Raw genomic sequence first — 16,994 nt, forward strand, 5'->3', positions numbered from 1 at the left:
AACGCCCGGCACGGGTAACCCGAACACCAGGGAAGCCGGTGAAAAAAGCGCCAATTCCTTTCGTATTCCGCACAAGTCGTGTTCCGACTGTGTGCATTCAACCGAAAGGGACATCGATGTCCAACAGAAATACCGTCATCCGTTCACTGCACGACCTCGGCGCGGCTGCATGGTTCGGGGGCTCGCTCATGGGTGCCGTCGGCGTCAACGGGGCATCCTCGGCAGTGCAGGATCCGAGAGACCGAGCACGAGTTGCCGCCTCGGGCTGGGCGAAATGGGCTCCGGTCAATGCCGGAGCCATCGGCGCGCATCTCATCGGCGGCGCGGGGATCCTTCTGGCCAACCGTGGTCGCGCTCGGCATCAGCAGGGCGTCACCGCCAACACCGTCATCAAGATCGCCGTGACAGGTGCTGCGCTGGCAGCAACCGCGTACAGCGGCGTGCTGGGTGCCAAAACAACAGAGGCGCAGGGACATTCGATCGAGTCGGCAACCGAGCCGATGGCAGGAACACCTCCGGAGGCCGCCGCTGCTCAGAAGCAGCTGCAGTACCTGCAGTGGGCGCTGCCGATCCTCACCGGGACGCTCGTCGTTCTGGGCGCACAGCAGGGCGAGCAGCAGCGGCCGACCGAGATTCTCTCCGGAATCGCCGGCAAGCTGGCCGCACGAGCACAGAGCTGACCGAAGAGGCTGCGCAGCAGGGCATTCGGCCCGAGTACCCCACGGTTCACATCACCGCGGGGTACTCAGCGGTTCGCGGCTTGTCCATGAAGGTGCGGAACACCGAATCGAAGTGATCCGGCTCGTCCAGATGCGGGAAATGCCCGGCTCCCGGCACCACCTCGATCGCCGTTCCTGCGGGCATGTGGTCGCGGACTGCATGTGCGTGGGCGAGAGGAATGATGGCGTCGCGCTCACCCCACACCAGCAGTGCACGCGCATCGGTGAACGAGGCGAGAAGCCTTGTGGCATTCACGGTTTGACCGCGGTAGTCGATGACCGATCGTGCGGTGGACAGGAAAGCTCGGCGGGTCGCAGGGTCGGACATCGACGCGAAGTTTCGCCACGCTCGGCGGTCACCGGCCCCAAGTCTGAACAACCGTAACCGCGTCAGGACTCCCAGGACACCGCCTACGACAGCTCTGCTCGCGGTGGAAGCGGCGAACGGAATCGCCATGCCGCTACCCGGTAACGACGCCGCCCGCAGAACGGGATTGACATCCTGTCCCAGCCCTCCGCTGGCGATCAAGCAGATGCCGTCCACCATCCCGGGGAAGAGGTACAGCATCTGCATGGCGACCCCTCCGCCGTACGAATGTCCGACGACAGTGACCGACTCGATGTCGAGTGCCGTCAGCAGATCGCGGACAGTCGCGGCGTGTGCGCTGAGCGAGTAGTCACCTGGAAGTTTGTCGGACTCACCGTGTCCCGGCAGGTCGACGGCGATGACGCGAAACCGGTCCGACAGACCCGCGATCTGGGGATCCCAATCGTGAAGAGATCCCATCAATCCGTGGACCAACACCACGACCGGTCCCTGCCCGTGATCGATGTATCGAACTCGATGGCTGGCAAGTTCTCGGGTACGAGGTACTGCCTTGATATCCGACATGTCGTCGCCGATCACTCGGGCCTGCCCTTCACGATGTTGTCGAGTCGATTGCTCGTGTCCGATGTGCTCGGGCGAGGGCAATTCTCGAGAACGCGATTCACGCTCGACGAAGCGAACGTGCGCGGGGACGTCGAAATGACGTCCGCGCCGCTGGAATGGCCGTGTTTTTTGACCACGTCAGCAGTACCCATAGCGCGGTATTGCAAACGGTGCTGTGATGCACCAGGCTGCGCGAGGGGCTGTGCGGCCCGACGCACTCCCGGGTGTTCTCTCACCCGACGAACGAGAGGAGATCGAGCACCCGTGAGTGTGCAGTGGGCCGTCTTCTTGTCGTTGGTGTTGGCCAGCTACATCTCGCCCGGACCCGACACGGTGATGATCCTGCGTTCGAGCGTCGGTGGCCGGCTCGTTGCGATGGCAGCAGCTGCCGGTGCACTGTGCAGTTTGACCGTGCACATGCTCGTCAGTGCAGTAGGGCTGTCGGCCTTGATCGTCGCGCTTCCCGGCAGCCTCACCGTTCTCGCAATCCTCGGTGCCGCGTATCTCGCCTACCTCGGCATTCGCGCGCTGGCGGAGAGCGGCCGCACGAGGCGTCGAGGAGCAAGCCCGCTCACCGTCGGCACCGGGCCGGTATCCGATCTCCATGCCCGTCGACGCGCCTTCCGAAGCACCTTCCTCACCAACCTGACGAACCCGAAAGTGATCCTGTTCTTCGTCGCCGTGTTGCCGCAGTTCGTCGACCGATCGTCCTCGTGGCCCGTAGCCGTGCAACTCGGGATTCTGGGTGCTGCCGACGTCCTCGTCGGAATTGTCTATCTGCCGATCCTGGTCCTGTTCGGCGTCAAAGCATTTCGCAATCTCGGACCGCGGGGACTGGCCAATCTCGAACTCGGAGTGGGGCTTCTACTGCTCATCTTCGCCGGCGCACTCGTCGTCGACGTCGTTCTGGGTTGAGCCCGTCCGGCACACGAACACATCGGCTTGTGAGAACGTGAGGTGGTGGAACTGGACCCCATGCGCCCGGTCGACTATGTGGAACGGGGACCCTCTCCGGCCGCTCGACGTAAGCAGCGTCGGTGGCGGGTGTTCTTCATATGCCTGGCGATATGTCAGTTGATCGCCTTCGACGTCTTCGACCTCGACTTCTGGTGGGGTGCTCTGGCCAGCCTCGTTGCATACGGGTTGTTCGAGCTGTTCTTTGCGACGCTCGACCGTGTCCGCTCTCGCCAGGGTTAGCGACCACTACTGCGGCGGACGGTGAATGCGGCAGCCAGCGCGCCGGCGACATCGTCAACAGCGGAAGAAGTCCACGGATCGTCAGCCCGGTTTGTTTCTATTGTCCAGGTTGTACTGCACCGACCGCGCGAAAGCGAGCAATGTTGCCGTACCGGGAATGTCATCGCGTCCGCTGCGGGCCACACTCTCGGCGGTGCTCACGCCGTGGCGGTCGCGCCATTCAAAGGGGGCCTGGCAATACCCGTATCGCCAGGGTCTGGTTGCCGCGTGCCAGCCCGCTTAGTTTGTTGTTCGGGTGCGCAGCGGTACCGGCAACCTGCCGCGTCGCCTATACCGTTTCACACTCCCGGAAAGGAAGACGCATATGACAGAGAGTAACTTCGCTACGCACACAGAGCTTTTCGACCTCAGCGGAAAGCGCGCGCTAGTCACAGGGGGCACCGGAGGCATCGGAATGATGATCGCGCGTGGCCTCCTTCAGGCGGGTGCCCACGTGGTCGTCAGCTCACGCAACGCAGAAGGGTGCGTCAGGGCGCAGGAGCAGTTGTCCACATTCGGCAACGTGCGGGCTGTTCCTGCCGACCTTTCCCGTCACGACGAATGTCGGCGACTGTCCGAGCTGGTGACTGCAGACTCGGAGCGCCTCGACATCGTTGTCAACAATGCAGGTGCTCTCTGGGATGAGCCGTTGGCCACGTTCCCGGACGAAGCCTGGGACTCGGTCATCGACCTCAATTTGAAGTCACCGTTCTGGCTGGTCCAAGCGCTGCTGCCCGCACTTCGTGCGGCGGGTACCGCCGACGATCCCGCTCGGATCATCAACATCGGCAGCATTGCCGGCATTCACATCCCTGCCAGGCCCAACTATTCGTACTCCACCAGCAAGGCTGCCTTGCATCACCTCACCCGAGTTCTTGCCAAAGAACTAGGACCCCAGCATGTGACAGTGAACGCAGTGGCACCGGGACCGTTCCCCTCGACAATGATGGCGGCGACCTTGGAGGAACTCGGCGAGGCCATTGCGGCGGCAGCACCACTGCGCCGAATCGGCCGCGACGATGATATGGCAGGTATCGCCGTGTTTCTCGCCAGCCGGGCCGGCGCATACCTCACCGGCACAGTGATTCCCGTCGACGGCGGCATCGCGACGACCGCGTAGACCACCTCGGCTTTGCGCTCGCCTCGGACCTGTTGCGCGGAGTCTGTCGCACCCTCGAGCCAAGAGCCGGGCTACGGTGGAGACATGACCTTGACGGGTGCTGCGCGAACGGAAATTCGAGAATTTCTGGTGTCTCGCCGCTCTCGCATCACGCCCGAAATGGCGGGACTTCCTGCTTCCGGCAACCATCGTCGTGTCAAAGGTCTGCGACGCGAAGAAGTAGCACTTCTTGCTGGAGTGTCGGTCGATTACTACGTTCGTATGGAGCGCGGTGCCCTTCTCGGAACCTCAGAGGGCGTGCTCGACGCGTTGGCCTCGGCTCTGCAACTCGACAACGCAGAGCGAGCTCATCTTTTCCACCTCGCGCGCCGATCAGGAACACCCACCAGTCGACGGCGGCACGTACCTACGGCGACTGTGCGGCCGGCGTTGCGACAGGTGCTCGACGCCATCACCGATGCTCCGGCATGGATTCGCAACGGACGCCACGACGTGCTTGCCATGAACCAGCTCGGCCGAGCCCTGTATTCGCCGGTGTTGGCAGACCCACGCCGCCCCTCCAACACTGCACGGTTCTTGTACTCGAATCCCGATGTAGCCCGGACGTTCTTCGTCGACTACGACCACGTCACGCGGAATGCAGCCGCGATGTTGCGGATGGAAGCCGGCCGCGATCCGCACAACGAGCAGCTCGTAGCCCTGATCGACGAACTGTCGGCAAGTAGTGAACTGTTTCGAAGCCAATGGGGTTCTGGGGACGTGCGCCTACACGGATACGGGAGCAAACGTGTCAATCATCCGGTGGTGGGCCGGCTCGACTTGGACTTCGAGTCAATGGATCTGTCCACCGACTACGGCCTGCAGTTGAACGTGTACACCGCGCCCGCACAGGGGCCCACTGCCGACAATTTGAGCCTGTTGGCTTCGTGGGCGGCAAGCGTGTCCCTGGCCACCGAACTCTGAAACCATTGACCTACGCCGAATCGCACTGGTCCTGGTCGACGAGCTCCCGACAACAGCGGCAGAGTCCGTCGGCCATCACTCGTCGATCGTCACGACGCCACCGTTTCACCGCCACGCCGTTCGATGCTGGGACTGAGGCTGTCCGGCTCGACACCATGAACTCACTGCTTTCGCGCCGACATCCGACCGATGCATTGAGTAAGTGTTGAGCCGGGCGCACTCGCAGGGGCATCGAAAAAGCCCCGAACCGCATCGCTGCAGTTCGGGGCTCCTTCTTCTGTGCGCCCGAAGGGATTCGAACCCCTAACCTCTTGATCCGTAGTCAAGTGCTCTATCCGTTGAGCTACGGGCGCATGTTCAGTTATCCAACTGGTCTAGCTGAACGGTAACGATCTACCGTTCGTGGCGGAGGCGAGAGGATTTGAACCTCCGGTCCCGGTGAAAGGACAAGTCATTAGCAGTGACTCCCATTCGGCCGCTCTGGCACGCCTCCTAGGCTGCCGGCCCTCTCGGACCGCCGAGGAAAGAGATTACACACGGCAAAGGCCAGAAGGCAAAACGGCTGGTCGACGCCTCCGGTTCGCGCGGCGTTCGCGTAGAAGTTGCTTGTTGCTCGTCAGCGCATGAAGCTGTCGAACCAATCGAAGATTCGGGTCTGGGCGTCGACGAGCGCGGCCGCTGCGGGGTCGCTGTGATCGGAACTGCCGGGTTGTTCGCGGGGATGATCGGCTCGGTGCTTCAAGCCCGAATAGCTGACGACGTTCGTGGCCACTGAGGCACGCGTGGCGGCGTCGCGAAGGGCTTCGATGTGATCCGGTGGGGTGTGGGGGTCGTCCTCGCCGTAGAGACCGAGCCAGGGGGCCTGCAGCTTGGGCGCGGCCTCGACCAACGCGACCGCGTCGGAGTTGAGCGGCTCGACGATGCCCGCTGCCGCAACACTGACCGCCGCCCCGACCGGACGACTGGTGGCCACGATCAACGCTGCCGTACCTGCATCGTCGAACCCGATCACCCCGACACAATCGGGGTAGACACCGCGCTGGACGAGCCAGTCGGAGGTGGCGTCGAAGTCCGCGAAGAGGTCGTCTCCGAAAACTTCCTTCTCGTCGCCGTGGCCTCGATGGAACAGGTTCGGCGCGACGGCGAGCCAACCTTCCAACGCCAGTGCACGGAGTAGGTCGAGCAGAGACTCGGGCACCTCACGCGCCTCGTGCAGTACGACTATTCCGCCGCGAGGTGGTCCATCGGGTTCGACGGCGGTCAGCGGTACTTTTTCCTGCGGGGGAGATTCGTGCGCGGACGTATCCACCTCGTCGTCCGCGCCGATGGTCGGCGCGGTGGCGGAACGAAGGACTGCGGCGTCGCTGAAGATTCCCGACATACTTACCGAAGATAGGACGATCTGCCCCGCCGCGCACAGCAATATCACGGACGCGCAGAAGTCAACCCCGAACCTGGGCGCATAATGGCAGCCGTGACCGCGCGCATCCGCCCCGACCTCGACGCCATCCCCGCCTACGTTCCCGGCCGCACCTTTCCTGGTGCGATCAAACTGGCTAGCAACGAAACGACGCAGGGACCGCTGCCGAGCGTGCGCGACGCGATCGCGGAGGCCGTCGGCGGCGTCAACCGCTACCCCGATAATCGAGCGACCGCCCTCGTCGAGTCACTGGCGAAGAAACTCGGCGTTGCCACGGAGAACGTCGCTGTCGGAAGTGGTTCCGTCTCGCTGTGCCAGGAGGTCGTTCAGATCACCTGCGGCCCCGGCGACGAAGTTCTGTTCGCCTGGCGCTCGTTCGAGGCCTACCCCATCGTCACCAGCGTCGCAGGCGCGACACCCGTCTTGGTTCCGTTGACCGCCGACCATGTGCACGATCTCGACGCGATGCTCGCCGCCATCACCGACCGCACCCGGCTGATCTTCGTCTGCAACCCGAACAACCCGACCGGAACCGTGGTCCAGCGCGAGAGGCTCGAAGCGTTTCTCGACGCGGTACCGTCGAACAGTCTCGTGGTCCTCGACGAGGCCTACTTCGAGTACACCCGACCCGACGCAGGCAATCACACCGACGGAGTGGAGTTGGCACGCGGACGACGCAACGTGATCGTGCTGCGGACGTTCTCGAAGGCCTACGGACTCGCCGGCTTGCGGGTGGGCTACGCGGTGGCCGATCCCGAGGTGATCACGGCGCTGTCGAAGGTGCGGATCGCATTCGCCGTCAGCACCGTGGCACAGCAGGCGGCGGTGGCTTCGTTGGAGGCGTCGGCAGAGCTGCTGGCCCGGACCGATGCCCTCATCGTGGAACGGGACCGGGTACGCGATGCTCTGGTTGCGGGCGGCTACGACGTCGGCGCATCACAGTCCAATTTCGTCTGGCTGCCGCTGGCCGAACGCTCGGGTGAATTCGCCGCTGCTGCAGCCGAACAGGGCGTACTGCTGCGCGCCTACGGAAACGACGGAGTGCGGGTCACCATCGGCGACCCGCACGAGAACGACGCGTTTCTGAAGTTCGCTCTACAGCCCTAGCGCGCGCTCGAGCGTAGGCCAGGATTCGCGCAGGTCGTCCTGCCAGTACGGCCACTGATGGATGCCGTAGGGGCGGTAGACAACCGTCGCGGGTATGTCCAGCGACCGGAGTCGAGTATCGAACACGGTCGTGCAGTACAGCGCGGCGGCTTCGAGTGGTCCGCCCATCAGCGCACCCTCGACTCCGCTACCACCGGGGCCGAGCTCGTACGGACCGGGCAGGCCGGTGCCGACGGACAGATAGACGTCCTTGCCGCGGAGTGCTTCGGCGTTACGTGACGGATCGTGCTCGACCCACTGCGGATCGGTGTTCTCTCCCCACATGTTGGTGGCATTGCCGCCGTTGGTGGCGACGGTGGCGCGCACCGCATCCTTGAAGTTGGTCTGCGAATTGTCGTAACAACCGCTCAGTCCGGCGACGCCGGTGTACAGGCTGGGGTGACGGGTGATCAGGTCCATCGCGGCCTGGGCACCCATCGAGACACCCGAGATCGCGTTGGTGCCGTTGCCGTTGAAGCGCGCATCGATCAGCGGCGGCAGCTCCGACGTCAGGAACGTCTCCCACTTGTTCACACCGAGCACCGGATCCGGAACATTCCAGTCGGTGTAGTAACTGCTCGATCCACCGACCGGGAGCACGACGTTGACCTGCTTGTCCGCGAAGAAGTCGACGATGTCGGTCTTCTGCGTCCAGGTGCTTTCCTTGTAATCGGATTCCTTGCCGGCACTCACACCGTCGAGCATGTAGAGCGTCGGACGTGACACCGCTTGCGCGGCCGGAAGAAGAACCTGAACCTGGATGGCGCGGCCCATGGCAGGCGACTCCACCCACACCGCTGCGCGGCGGTCGGTCAACATGTCCACACGATCGATCCGTGCCGATGCCAGAGGCAGGGACTGAGCTGTGATTCCGGGAGCCACACCGCCGCCATCGGAACTGCCGGTACCGGGGAGCGGCTGCGCCCCGGCGAGACCCGACCCCAGCAGCGACACTGCCAGAGCAGTTCCCGCTACTGCCAACACTCGGCGGTGCATCAGATTGCCCATCCTCCCCCGGCGCACCCTCACGGGGCGCAACACGAACAACATCCGTCACTCAACGTACCCACCGATATGCGCGCACGCTAAAGCTGTGGGTTCGCTCACAATAGCCGCGCACATGCAGGTCCAAAAGTCCGCGTGATCCTTTGTTACATGTACTCGAGACAGAACGGTCTACCTGGTCGGATGCACTCGTGGACACACTTCCCACGAGGGCACTCGATGTGACATTCGGTGGACTTTCGGGGGGTCGATGTCACATCGAGTGGACCTCTGGGGGTCGATTCAGCCGCGGCCGGTTTCGCCCTGCAACTTGTCGATCATCTCCGAAGCCTGCGCCTTGTTGAGACCCTCGGGAACTTCTTCGCCTGCTTCCTGCGCGAGGGTGCTCAGGTAGCTCTTCTGCGGGCCGGTCATCGGCTCGTCACCGGTGACCCAATCGTCGGGATCCTTCTCGGGGTTCTGGTTGACCTGCTCGTTTTCGCTCATACGTTCGTAGATACGCCGATTTCACGGGTTCCAAACACCGCCGCCCTTTCCGATGCGCGACGTAGATCACCCGAATGACTTGATTGACAGTTCAATAAATGGTCGAGGATGCTCCAGATCACACCCCCTCGATTGGAGTTCCATGAAGACGAAGAATCTGCTGGTCAAGCTCGGTTTCAGCAGCGCTATCGCTGCAGCCGCCCTGGTGACCGCACCGGCCGTCGCCTCGGCCGATCCGATCACCGATTTCCTCTGTAACAGCGGTTCGGCTCAGTTCTGCCCGGTGCTCCCACCGCCTCCGGCCCCGCTGGCGGCACCCGCTCCTGCACCACAGCCTCAAGGTGCTCCTGCCCCGGCACCCCAACAGGGCGGCGCCTTCCAGTACGAGAACTGCGATGCGGCCCGCGACGCCGGTGCCGCTCCGGTCTATCGGGACGAGTACGGCTACGGGCCTCATCTCGATCGCGACGACGACGGCATCGGCTGCGAATAGCGAATTCGCACTCGTGCAGGCAGAAGACACCGTTTCGTCTGCTCGAGTGCGATCTCGGCGGGCGGATACGCTCACTCGGTGAGACGACGCCAGCAACCACCCCTGGCGAAGCGGCACGGTCTCGATCCCGCCCGACTCCGGATGCCGGAGGACGGAACCTGGCGCACCGTCCGCGACTTTCTCACCGCCACCGAGTCACGGATTCCTCCACAACGGATCGACGCCATGTTCGCGGCCGGTGACATCGTCGACATGACAGGCCCCATCGCACCGGATGCACCGTACGTTCCCGGTGAGGCGGTCTGGTTCCACCGCGATCTGCCGTCGGAAACCGTTGTGCCCTTCGAAATCTCGATCGTGTACCGCGACGACGCGCTGCTGGTGATCGACAAGCCACACTTTCTTCCGACCATCCCCCGCGGCGGCCACATTCTGCAGACCGCGCTCGTGCGATTGCGTCTCGAACTCGACCTGCCGCAACTGGTGCCCGCTCACCGACTCGATCGCGTCACCGCGGGTCTGGTCCTGTTCGTCGTCGATCCGACCCTGCGCGGCGCATATCAAACGCTCTTCCAGGATCGAAAGGTCCACAAGGAGTACGAGGCGATCGCTTCGTACGACCCCACACTGACCCTGCCCACCGCCGTTCGCAGCCGAATCGTCTCCGAGAGAGGACAATTCACGGCCCACGAGGTGCCCGGAGAACCCAACGCGCACACCACCATCGAACTACTGGAGCATCGAGACGGACTCGGTCGCTATCGATTGACACCGTCGACCGGTCGCACCCATCAACTGCGATTGCACATGAATTCACTCGGTGTGCCCATCATCGGTGACGATCTCTACCCGACGGCCACCGGCCGAGCCGTCGACGATTTCACCGATCCACTCCAATTGCTCGCCAGTGCAATCGAATTCACGGACCCGATCTCGAAGGCAATCCGACGCTTCGAGACGCGATTGAGCTTGCAGCGTTGGGTATCGGATGGCAGGGCGTAATCGGTCGACTACTCGGGATTGCGGTCACGTTCTGATTTCACAAGCTCCTTGGTGCGCACCAAGCGCAGCGCGGTGACCAACACGACGCCACCGATGATGTTGAACAGCACCGTGTATCCGAACCAGTCGATCCACTCTCGATAACTCACGTCTGCGCCTGCGTGGACGGCTCCGAAGATCAGCAGGGAATCGAGAATCGAATGGAACATCTGCAACCCGGCAAGCAGGAAGCCTGCCCCCATGGCGGCGATGATCCGCGCGACATCCGACGTCGTACCCTGCTGCATGCGCGTCAGCAGCGTTATCGTGCTGCCACCGAGAACCGCCAAACAGACCGACCGAAGATCGAGCGGAGCGTGAACGAAATGCTGCGCGGATTCGGACAACACCTTCTGCCACTGCGGAAATGCGTGCGCTATCAACCACATCACGAGCCAACCACCCAGCAGATTCGCCAGCAGCGTGCCGATCCACAGCCTCGCGAGCTGCAGCGGAGTTCCGTTGCGGGCCACCACCGCGGCGATCGGCATCAAGAAGTCCTCGGTGAACAGCTCACCGTGTGCCAGGTAGATGGCCACCAGGCCGATGCCGAACGCCAGACCTGCCAGCAGATGGCTGCCGGTCTCGTCCAGCACAGCCAGATACGCCATCACACCCAGGGAAACTTCGAGCCCGCCGAACAATCCCGTGATCAGGACCGTACGCACGGTGCGATGCAAGCGCTCTGCACCTTCCTCGACGACAGCGTCGAAACTGTCCTCGAGCTCCTCTTCCAGAGGCCCCTCGTTGTCGCCGTCGTTGCGCCGCGCTTGTTCACTCATCAACAGGCAGTACCCACTGAGCCGGGATCGATACCAAGCAGGTCGCGACGGAGCTCAGCTTCGACCGGGACAAACGAATCCGGTCCACCCATGCGGGTGGACCGGATTCCGAAACGAACATGTGGCGGAGGTAAGTGCATGGCATTCAAACCTGTCCAAGGAAACGCGTCGGATGTTGAGCAAGTGGTCTGAGCTGCAAGGTTAACCGGCTGAGCCCTACCGCTCGCTTAGCTCCATTACGTCCAGTTCGGCCGAGACAGCCTTACACCAGCGTCAAAGGCCGCGAGCAACGGTCTCTCCGCCAACGAGAGGGTGATGCGCCACGCAGGGATCCGCACACCTGCGCTGTCGTAGAGGTAGTCAGTTTTACCTGGTGTCATGAGGATGTAGTCGTCTTCCACCGGGATGCGGTAGGCGACATAGCCATGATCGGTGATCAGGACAAACGCAAAGCCGCCCTCGAAGGGTAGTCATCTGCTAGGTACCGTGCGCCCGAGCAACACTGTTGGAATTAGACACAGCGCAGTACCGATGAGGAGCCATAGAAATGTCTCGTGATAGGCACTCACGAGACTGTGGCCAGTCGAGGCACTGTGCAAAATCGACACAACCGCCACGGCTCCTAAAGATGCGCCGACCTGAGTCGTGAGCCGAGATGCGCTGCTCGCGTGCGGAATCTGGGCCTTTGCCATTCCATCGTAGGCAGCGCCCATTGCCAAGATGGTGACAAGTCCGATTCCCGCTCCACGCAGGAAAAGCGCGAGGTAGAGCAGCGCTCCATGTTCGGAGAACACCTGCCATGCGAAGGGAACAGTTCCGATGCCAGCGAGTGTGATTGAAATTGCCACGAGTGTTCGTGTGCTGATGCGGTGTGTCAGCGGTGTGCCGATTCGTCGAGCGACCAGTGCGCCCACACCTTGAATGCCGACGATGAGGCCGGCTTGCAGCGGAGTCAGCCCCCTTGCTTGTTGAAAATACAATGGGACCAACAAGATTCCTGCGTAGAAGATCATGCTTGCAGTCAGCAGGACGCCGATTGCTCCGGTGAAGTTTTTGACGGCGAACAGTCGGACGTCCAGCAACGGCATCTTTCTGGTCGTGAGTGCATGTGCCGTGTACGCAGCGAGCAGCACAAGTCCGGCGGCCAGATAATAGCCGCTCGCAGAATCAACCCCGAACCGATCGAGTCCGAACACCACGAGTGCTACGCCAGGCAATGCAAGCAACAACCCAAGCCAATCGAGCCGGACCGGTTGTCGTACGACGGGATCGGTGATGTAGCGGAAGGCTAGCCAGATTGCGATCAAGCAGATCGGCAGGTTGATCAGCAAGGTCCATCGCCAGTTGAGCCACTCGACCAAGAGACCTCCGACAACGGGCCCGAAGATTGGTGCCAGCACTGCTGGAATTCCAACTTGGGCCATCGCAGGCTTGACGAGTGAGGGGCCGACAGCGCTGACAAGGACTGTCTGCAACGCGGGCATCAACAGGCCGCCGCCCATACCCTGCACAACTCGGAACACAATGAGAGCCGCAGGGTTCCACGCAGCGCCGGCGAATAGTGAGCCGATCATGAAGATGACAAGTGCGGTAATCCAGAGATTTTTTGCACCGAATCGCGCACTCATCCAGCCGGACAGCGGGATTGCCAGCGCGGCAGCGAGCGCGTAGCCGGTCACGGCCCATTGCGCCAACGAAAGGTACATGTGCAAATCGTCGGCAATTCGGTCGAGCGCAACGGTGATGATGGTGGCATCGAGCAGTGGTAGCACAGCCCCTATAGTCAGAATGTTTGCCAGCCGACGGCTGGAGGCATCAAGAACAGGTGGCGGCGCGGTATCAGTCTTCGTCATCGTGCCGGGGTGAAGTCGAGAAGCAGTGATTTCGGTCCGCGAGTGTATAGCCCCGTCTCTTGATAGTCGTCAGGCTCGGCCAGTGCGAGATCCGGCAACAGATCGAGCACAATGCTTGCAGCGGTGGCAATCTCATCCCGCGCGAAAGCTGCTCCGACACATGCGTGTATCCCGGTTCCGAAGGCCATGTGCTGCGCTGCTGCAGTGAATGAGCGATCGGCAGACAGATCGGTCCTTCGCAGATCGAAACGGTCGGGGTTCTCGAACGCGGCCGGATCCCGATTGGCTGCGCCGATCATCATGAACACCACTGATTCTGCCGGGATAGTGGTGTCCTCGACTGTCACTGCCGTGTCGAGTTGTCGCGGAATGATCTGCACCGGAGGCGTCAGCCGCAGAGTCTCTGCAATCGCGGCCTGGATATAGCTGTGGTCATCTCGGACGAGAGCGAACTGGTCGGGGTTGGACAGGAGGTGCCGGAACAGCATGCCGAGAGTCTTATCGGCGGGTTCCGTTGCTGCGGCCAGCACGTTCAAGCACAGTGCGAGAATTTCGGTCGTCGTCATGACAACGCCATCGACGTCGGGAACGCACAGCGCTGAAATGAGGTCACTTCGCGGTGAGTTCTTCCGACTCTCGATCACCGGGGTAATGACGTCCGCAAGTCGGGCGCTGCAGTCGAGGTCGTAGTTGTACCGTTCGTCATCGAAAGTGATGCTCGTGATGAAGTCGGCGACCCCAGCGTGCCACTGGGCGATCTGCTTGTAGTCGTCGGTCGGCAATCCCAACACCTGCAGCGTAACCAGCACAGCGAAGTCCTTACCGAAGTCATTGACCAGATCGATCCGACCGGACGCCAGGTGCGGCGTCAGAAGGTCGCGAGCTGTGCGATCAACGATTTCGGCATGCCGCGCCAAGGCATCGGGATTGGTCAGCCCGCGAACGACCAGCCGGTGCTTGGCCGCATGCTCGCTTCCTTCCATCTGGGCGAGTACGACTCCGCGCATCACCGGTTCGGCGCGGGTTGCCAGAGGCGCGGTGGTGAATCGTCGGTCACGAAGTGCAGCACGGACGTCCTGATAGCGCGAGAGCAAGTAGACGTCCAGGTCCGGTACATAGTGCACCGGCGACTCTGTGCGGAGGTAGTCGTAATAGGGGTAGGGGTCGGACTGAAAGTCCGACGACAAGATGTCGAGCGGGGCGGAGAGTGGCATAGTCGTCATTTGTCGATCCCATCAGCAGTGGGGTTGAACTCCGTGGTGTCGTTCGTTGATTCGGTTGGGTTCACGATCAGATATCCCTGGTCAGGCGCCACTGAGAAGGGGTAGTCGCCCGCAAAGATCGCATCGCCGATCGGCCACTCGCGGTGATAGACGAGCATTGAGGACTCGACGCCAATCAATGACGGTGTGTTGAGGAAGAACGGCAGCTCGGCGAACAGATACGGCACAGCGAGCTCGACGTCGACCGGCGCAGCATTCTCTTCTGCTGTTGAGGCGCGTACTCGGCCACGAATTGCTTGGTCAGCCATGTCGAGGCAGGCCTGGTGAAACTGTTGATCTGTTTCGTATGTGAGTTGGCACAGGGCGCGCGCACATCGATAGGTCCAGTTGTCGGCGACGTCCGTGAACCTGACGATGCCACTCGGGCTAGCCGTATTCTTGACGTTGAGATGGTCGAGTGCTGCAGAGATGGCTCTTGCATTGCGCGCCAACTGTTGTCGTGACTTCCGCAAGGCGCGGCCCTGCGCTGTTCCGGTTGCGCGCAGCAGAAGTGACGTCGATTCTTCGTCAGGGAGGAGGAAATCGAATTCGTCGAACTGGCGCGCCACCCATCGCGCCAGACGAAGCACGTAGTCATCGGAGAATCGGCTATTGAATGGACTGATCCCCAAGAAGGCGTGTTGGCGGCGATCGAGAACGGCCGCGCACGTAGCAGTCTGGGGACGCACCCCGAAGTCGACGTCAGTGAACCCTTCGGCGAACACCGTAGGTCCACCTGCAACGGTGTTCTGTAGACCGCTCATGACACTGACTCCGAATCGGTTGCCCGCGAGAGCGTTTCGACCAGTTCAGCGATCAGCGGGTCGCGCGGCCAGAAGACCTCGAAAAGCCCGACTGCAGACAGTTGCGGTGCCAGATCGACGATTGTCGACCAAAGGTCAGTGTGTCGCTCCGTTCCCGGAGTCGTCTCGCGTAGCGCTTGAACGTTCGCTATAAACGCAGCTACTGTCCCCATTCGTATCTTGCGTCCGCCGAACACCGCGAACTCCGAACCATCGGGCAGCACGTCCTCGGGATAGACAGGCCTTTGTGTCATTGAATTCAACCTCCACCGACTCCGATGCGTGCGCCGTGCACGCTTCTCGCCCAGTGTGACACAGAAGCGTGTGTAGCGCACGCAATGGTCTACGGTTGAAGGATGGACGAGTCCGATTTGGGAACCCGCACCGAGCTCGCGCTCGTCAAGTTGATCCAACGTGACACGCGCGCACACCTCTACGAGCGCGCCCTGGCTCCCTTTTCAGACATTGTCGACGCTGTTCGCTATCCCACACTGAGTGGCATTTTTTGGTACGGCCCCCTCAGTGCCGCCGCACTGAGCGAGCGCGTCGGGGTGGATCGCACGGTCGCCAGTAGGTACGCCGCACAGTTGGAAAACGCGGGGCTCGTGCAGCGTGCGCCAGATGCGCGGGACGCGCGGGCGTCACTACTGACTTTGACAGACGAGGGTCGCACCGTGGTTGCCGGCATCCGTCTTGAACTTGCGAACGTGATCAAATCGACCTTCGACGATTGGCCCCCCGGGCTCGCCGAATCATTCGTCGAAGGCCTTGAACGTTTCGTCGCAGCTGCACCTACGCGCACATCAGCAGCCAAGCCGAAGCGCGGGTGACAAGAACCCACCGATGGTTGCGTCTCAGTCGTGCTGACCCAACCGCAGTGCTACGACTCGCCGGGAGCCCGGTCGGTCACATTCCCAGCTGCAAGCTCGACAACCACGCGCCTTGCCCGAAATGACGAGGCGAGATTTGAACCCTCTCGACCTCTGGAAAAACAAAGGTACGCCGAGTTGAACTCAAAGCGCTCAGACTCGGCGCACCTCTGTTATTGCCAATCATTTTCACTTGGCGGAAGCGGAGGGATTTGAACCCCCGGACGCTTTTACACGTCTCTCGCTTTCAAGGCGAGTGCATTGGGCCGCTCTGCCACGCTTCCGTGTGCGATCTTAAACGGCCCGGCGGGCCGAGGCCCAATCGCCCCTCGTCGTCCGCCGCTCATCGTCGCGGTGTGGAACCGGACGCGTCCATCGCGGCGTCGACCTTCTCGAAGATGTCTCCGAGCACCTCGAGTTCGTGGGGCGACAGAATGTCGATGAGGTGCCGACGGACGCTGCGGACGTGGGTCGGTGCCGACTCCGCCAATCGCCGACGGCCTTCCTCGGTGATCACCGCGAGCACGCCTCTGCCGTCGTTGACGCAGGTACTGCGAGTCACCATGTCCTGGAGTTCCATTCGCCTGATCTGATGCGTCAGGCGACTTCTCGAGGACAGGACGCCATCAGCCAGCTCACTCATTCTGATGGAGCCGTCGATCGATTCCGACAACATCACCAGGATTCGGTACTCCGCCATCGACAGGTCGTGGCGATCCTGCAGATCCTTGTTCAATACCCCCATCAATCGTTGCCCGCCGTCCATATAGGCGCGCCATGCTTTCATTTCCGCAGTGTCGAGCCACTGCGGGTCCCCCCCGGGACCAATGGCTAATTCGGCCGTCACGCGTGTCATCTTAGGCAG

At 62.1% G+C, this 16,994-nt stretch carries 18 protein-coding genes and 3 tRNA genes; 9 read left to right on the top strand and 12 right to left on the bottom strand.

Annotated features, from left to right (window positions below; all coding sequences use genetic code 11):
- Positions 1-116: 116 nt before the first annotated feature.
- Complete coding sequence (locus tag CH273_RS14560; RefSeq protein ID WP_032395504.1) at positions 117-680, top strand: hypothetical protein; 564 nt, start codon at positions 117-119, stop codon at positions 678-680.
- A 46-nt stretch (positions 681-726) separates the two neighbouring features.
- Here CH273_RS14560 and CH273_RS14565 read toward each other — a convergent pair whose 3' ends face one another.
- On the bottom strand, positions 727-1,626 hold the full coding sequence (locus CH273_RS14565) for an alpha/beta fold hydrolase (RefSeq protein WP_230596777.1): 900 nt from the start codon (positions 1,624-1,626) through the stop codon (positions 727-729).
- A gap of 288 nt (positions 1,627-1,914) precedes the next feature.
- Here CH273_RS14565 and CH273_RS27725 point away from each other — a divergent pair, with 288 nt between their 5' ends.
- From CH273_RS27725 to CH273_RS14580, 4 genes are all read left to right on the top strand, one after another.
- Positions 1,915-2,565 carry a LysE family translocator gene (locus tag CH273_RS27725; protein WP_032395506.1) on the top strand — a complete coding sequence of 217 codons (651 nt, stop codon included), beginning with the start codon at positions 1,915-1,917 and terminating at the stop codon, positions 2,563-2,565.
- A gap of 45 nt (positions 2,566-2,610) precedes the next feature.
- On the top strand, positions 2,611-2,847 hold the full coding sequence (locus tag CH273_RS27405; protein ID WP_143546240.1) for a hypothetical protein: 237 nt from the start codon (positions 2,611-2,613) through the stop codon (positions 2,845-2,847).
- A 364-nt stretch (positions 2,848-3,211) separates the two neighbouring features.
- Positions 3,212-4,006 (top strand): SDR family oxidoreductase, encoded by a 795-nt coding sequence (locus CH273_RS14575; protein ID WP_032395507.1) that lies wholly within the window; start codon positions 3,212-3,214, stop codon positions 4,004-4,006.
- Between the two features lie 84 nt (positions 4,007-4,090).
- Positions 4,091-4,969: a helix-turn-helix transcriptional regulator gene (locus CH273_RS14580; protein WP_032395508.1), complete on the top strand. Its 879-nt coding sequence runs from the start codon at positions 4,091-4,093 to the stop codon at positions 4,967-4,969.
- A 280-nt stretch (positions 4,970-5,249) separates the two neighbouring features.
- On the opposite strand, the gene CH273_RS14585 is transcribed toward CH273_RS14580, so the two are convergent.
- From CH273_RS14585 to CH273_RS14595, 3 genes are all read right to left on the bottom strand, one after another.
- Positions 5,250-5,322 (bottom strand) — tRNA-Arg (locus CH273_RS14585).
- A gap of 50 nt (positions 5,323-5,372) precedes the next feature.
- Positions 5,373-5,462: transfer RNA gene (locus tag CH273_RS14590), tRNA-Ser, on the bottom strand.
- Positions 5,463-5,585: 123 nt separating this feature from the next.
- The gene (locus tag CH273_RS14595) at positions 5,586-6,350 is read right to left on the bottom strand and encodes a dienelactone hydrolase family protein (RefSeq protein WP_032395509.1); all 765 of its coding nucleotides are present in this window, start codon (positions 6,348-6,350) and stop codon (positions 5,586-5,588) included.
- A 93-nt stretch (positions 6,351-6,443) separates the two neighbouring features.
- Between CH273_RS14595 and hisC the strand changes: the two genes are divergently transcribed.
- Positions 6,444-7,496, top strand: coding sequence for a histidinol-phosphate transaminase (gene hisC, locus CH273_RS14600; RefSeq protein WP_032395638.1), 1,053 nt, complete (start codon positions 6,444-6,446; stop codon positions 7,494-7,496).
- Here hisC and CH273_RS14605 read toward each other — a convergent pair.
- The gene (locus CH273_RS14605; RefSeq protein ID WP_032395639.1) at positions 7,485-8,531 is read right to left on the bottom strand and encodes an alpha/beta hydrolase; all 1,047 of its coding nucleotides are present in this window, start codon (positions 8,529-8,531) and stop codon (positions 7,485-7,487) included. The genes hisC and CH273_RS14605 overlap by 12 nt on opposite strands.
- Positions 8,532-8,822: 291 nt before the next feature.
- Complete coding sequence (locus CH273_RS14610) at positions 8,823-9,026, bottom strand: DUF3072 domain-containing protein (protein WP_032395510.1); 204 nt, start codon at positions 9,024-9,026, stop codon at positions 8,823-8,825.
- 142 nt (positions 9,027-9,168) lie between these two features.
- Here CH273_RS14610 and CH273_RS14615 point away from each other — a divergent pair, with 142 nt between their 5' ends.
- Both CH273_RS14615 and CH273_RS14620 read left to right on the top strand, forming a co-directional pair.
- A complete protein-coding gene (locus CH273_RS14615) occupies positions 9,169-9,519 on the top strand; it encodes an excalibur calcium-binding domain-containing protein (protein ID WP_032395511.1) in 351 nt (116 codons plus the stop codon).
- Between the two features lie 78 nt (positions 9,520-9,597).
- Positions 9,598-10,521 carry a pseudouridine synthase gene (locus tag CH273_RS14620; RefSeq protein WP_179275485.1) on the top strand — a complete coding sequence of 308 codons (924 nt, stop codon included), beginning with the start codon at positions 9,598-9,600 and terminating at the stop codon, positions 10,519-10,521.
- Positions 10,522-10,529: 8 nt separating this feature from the next.
- On the opposite strand, the gene CH273_RS14625 is transcribed toward CH273_RS14620, so the two are convergent.
- From CH273_RS14625 to CH273_RS14640, 4 genes are all read right to left on the bottom strand, one after another.
- On the bottom strand, positions 10,530-11,342 hold the full coding sequence (locus CH273_RS14625; RefSeq protein ID WP_032395513.1) for a formate/nitrite transporter family protein: 813 nt from the start codon (positions 11,340-11,342) through the stop codon (positions 10,530-10,532).
- Positions 11,343-11,812: 470 nt separating this feature from the next.
- Positions 11,813-13,195: a DHA2 family efflux MFS transporter permease subunit gene (locus CH273_RS14630; protein WP_032395514.1), complete on the bottom strand. Its 1,383-nt coding sequence runs from the start codon at positions 13,193-13,195 to the stop codon at positions 11,813-11,815.
- Positions 13,192-14,418 (bottom strand): cytochrome P450, cyclodipeptide synthase-associated, encoded by a 1,227-nt coding sequence (locus CH273_RS14635; protein ID WP_230596779.1) that lies wholly within the window; start codon positions 14,416-14,418, stop codon positions 13,192-13,194. Before CH273_RS14635 ends, CH273_RS14630 begins: the two co-directional genes overlap by 4 nt.
- Positions 14,415-15,221: a tRNA-dependent cyclodipeptide synthase gene (locus CH273_RS14640; protein ID WP_052049533.1), complete on the bottom strand. Its 807-nt coding sequence runs from the start codon at positions 15,219-15,221 to the stop codon at positions 14,415-14,417. The genes CH273_RS14635 and CH273_RS14640 overlap by 4 nt, the downstream gene beginning before the upstream one ends.
- A gap of 395 nt (positions 15,222-15,616) precedes the next feature.
- Here CH273_RS14640 and CH273_RS14650 point away from each other — a divergent pair, with 395 nt between their 5' ends.
- Positions 15,617-16,090: a MarR family winged helix-turn-helix transcriptional regulator gene (locus CH273_RS14650; protein ID WP_052049536.1), complete on the top strand. Its 474-nt coding sequence runs from the start codon at positions 15,617-15,619 to the stop codon at positions 16,088-16,090.
- Positions 16,091-16,323: 233 nt separating this feature from the next.
- Here the strand turns inward: CH273_RS14650 and CH273_RS14655 are convergent.
- Both CH273_RS14655 and CH273_RS14660 read right to left on the bottom strand, forming a co-directional pair.
- A tRNA-Ser gene (locus tag CH273_RS14655) sits at positions 16,324-16,413 on the bottom strand.
- A gap of 59 nt (positions 16,414-16,472) precedes the next feature.
- Positions 16,473-16,985, bottom strand: a complete 513-nt coding sequence (locus CH273_RS14660) for a MarR family winged helix-turn-helix transcriptional regulator (RefSeq protein ID WP_052049539.1) — start codon at positions 16,983-16,985, stop codon at positions 16,473-16,475.
- Positions 16,986-16,994: the final 9 nt, after the last annotated feature.

The sequence above is a fragment of the Rhodococcus sp. 05-339-2 genome (genome assembly GCF_002258965.1).
Lineage (GTDB): Bacteria > Actinomycetota > Actinomycetes > Mycobacteriales > Mycobacteriaceae > Rhodococcoides.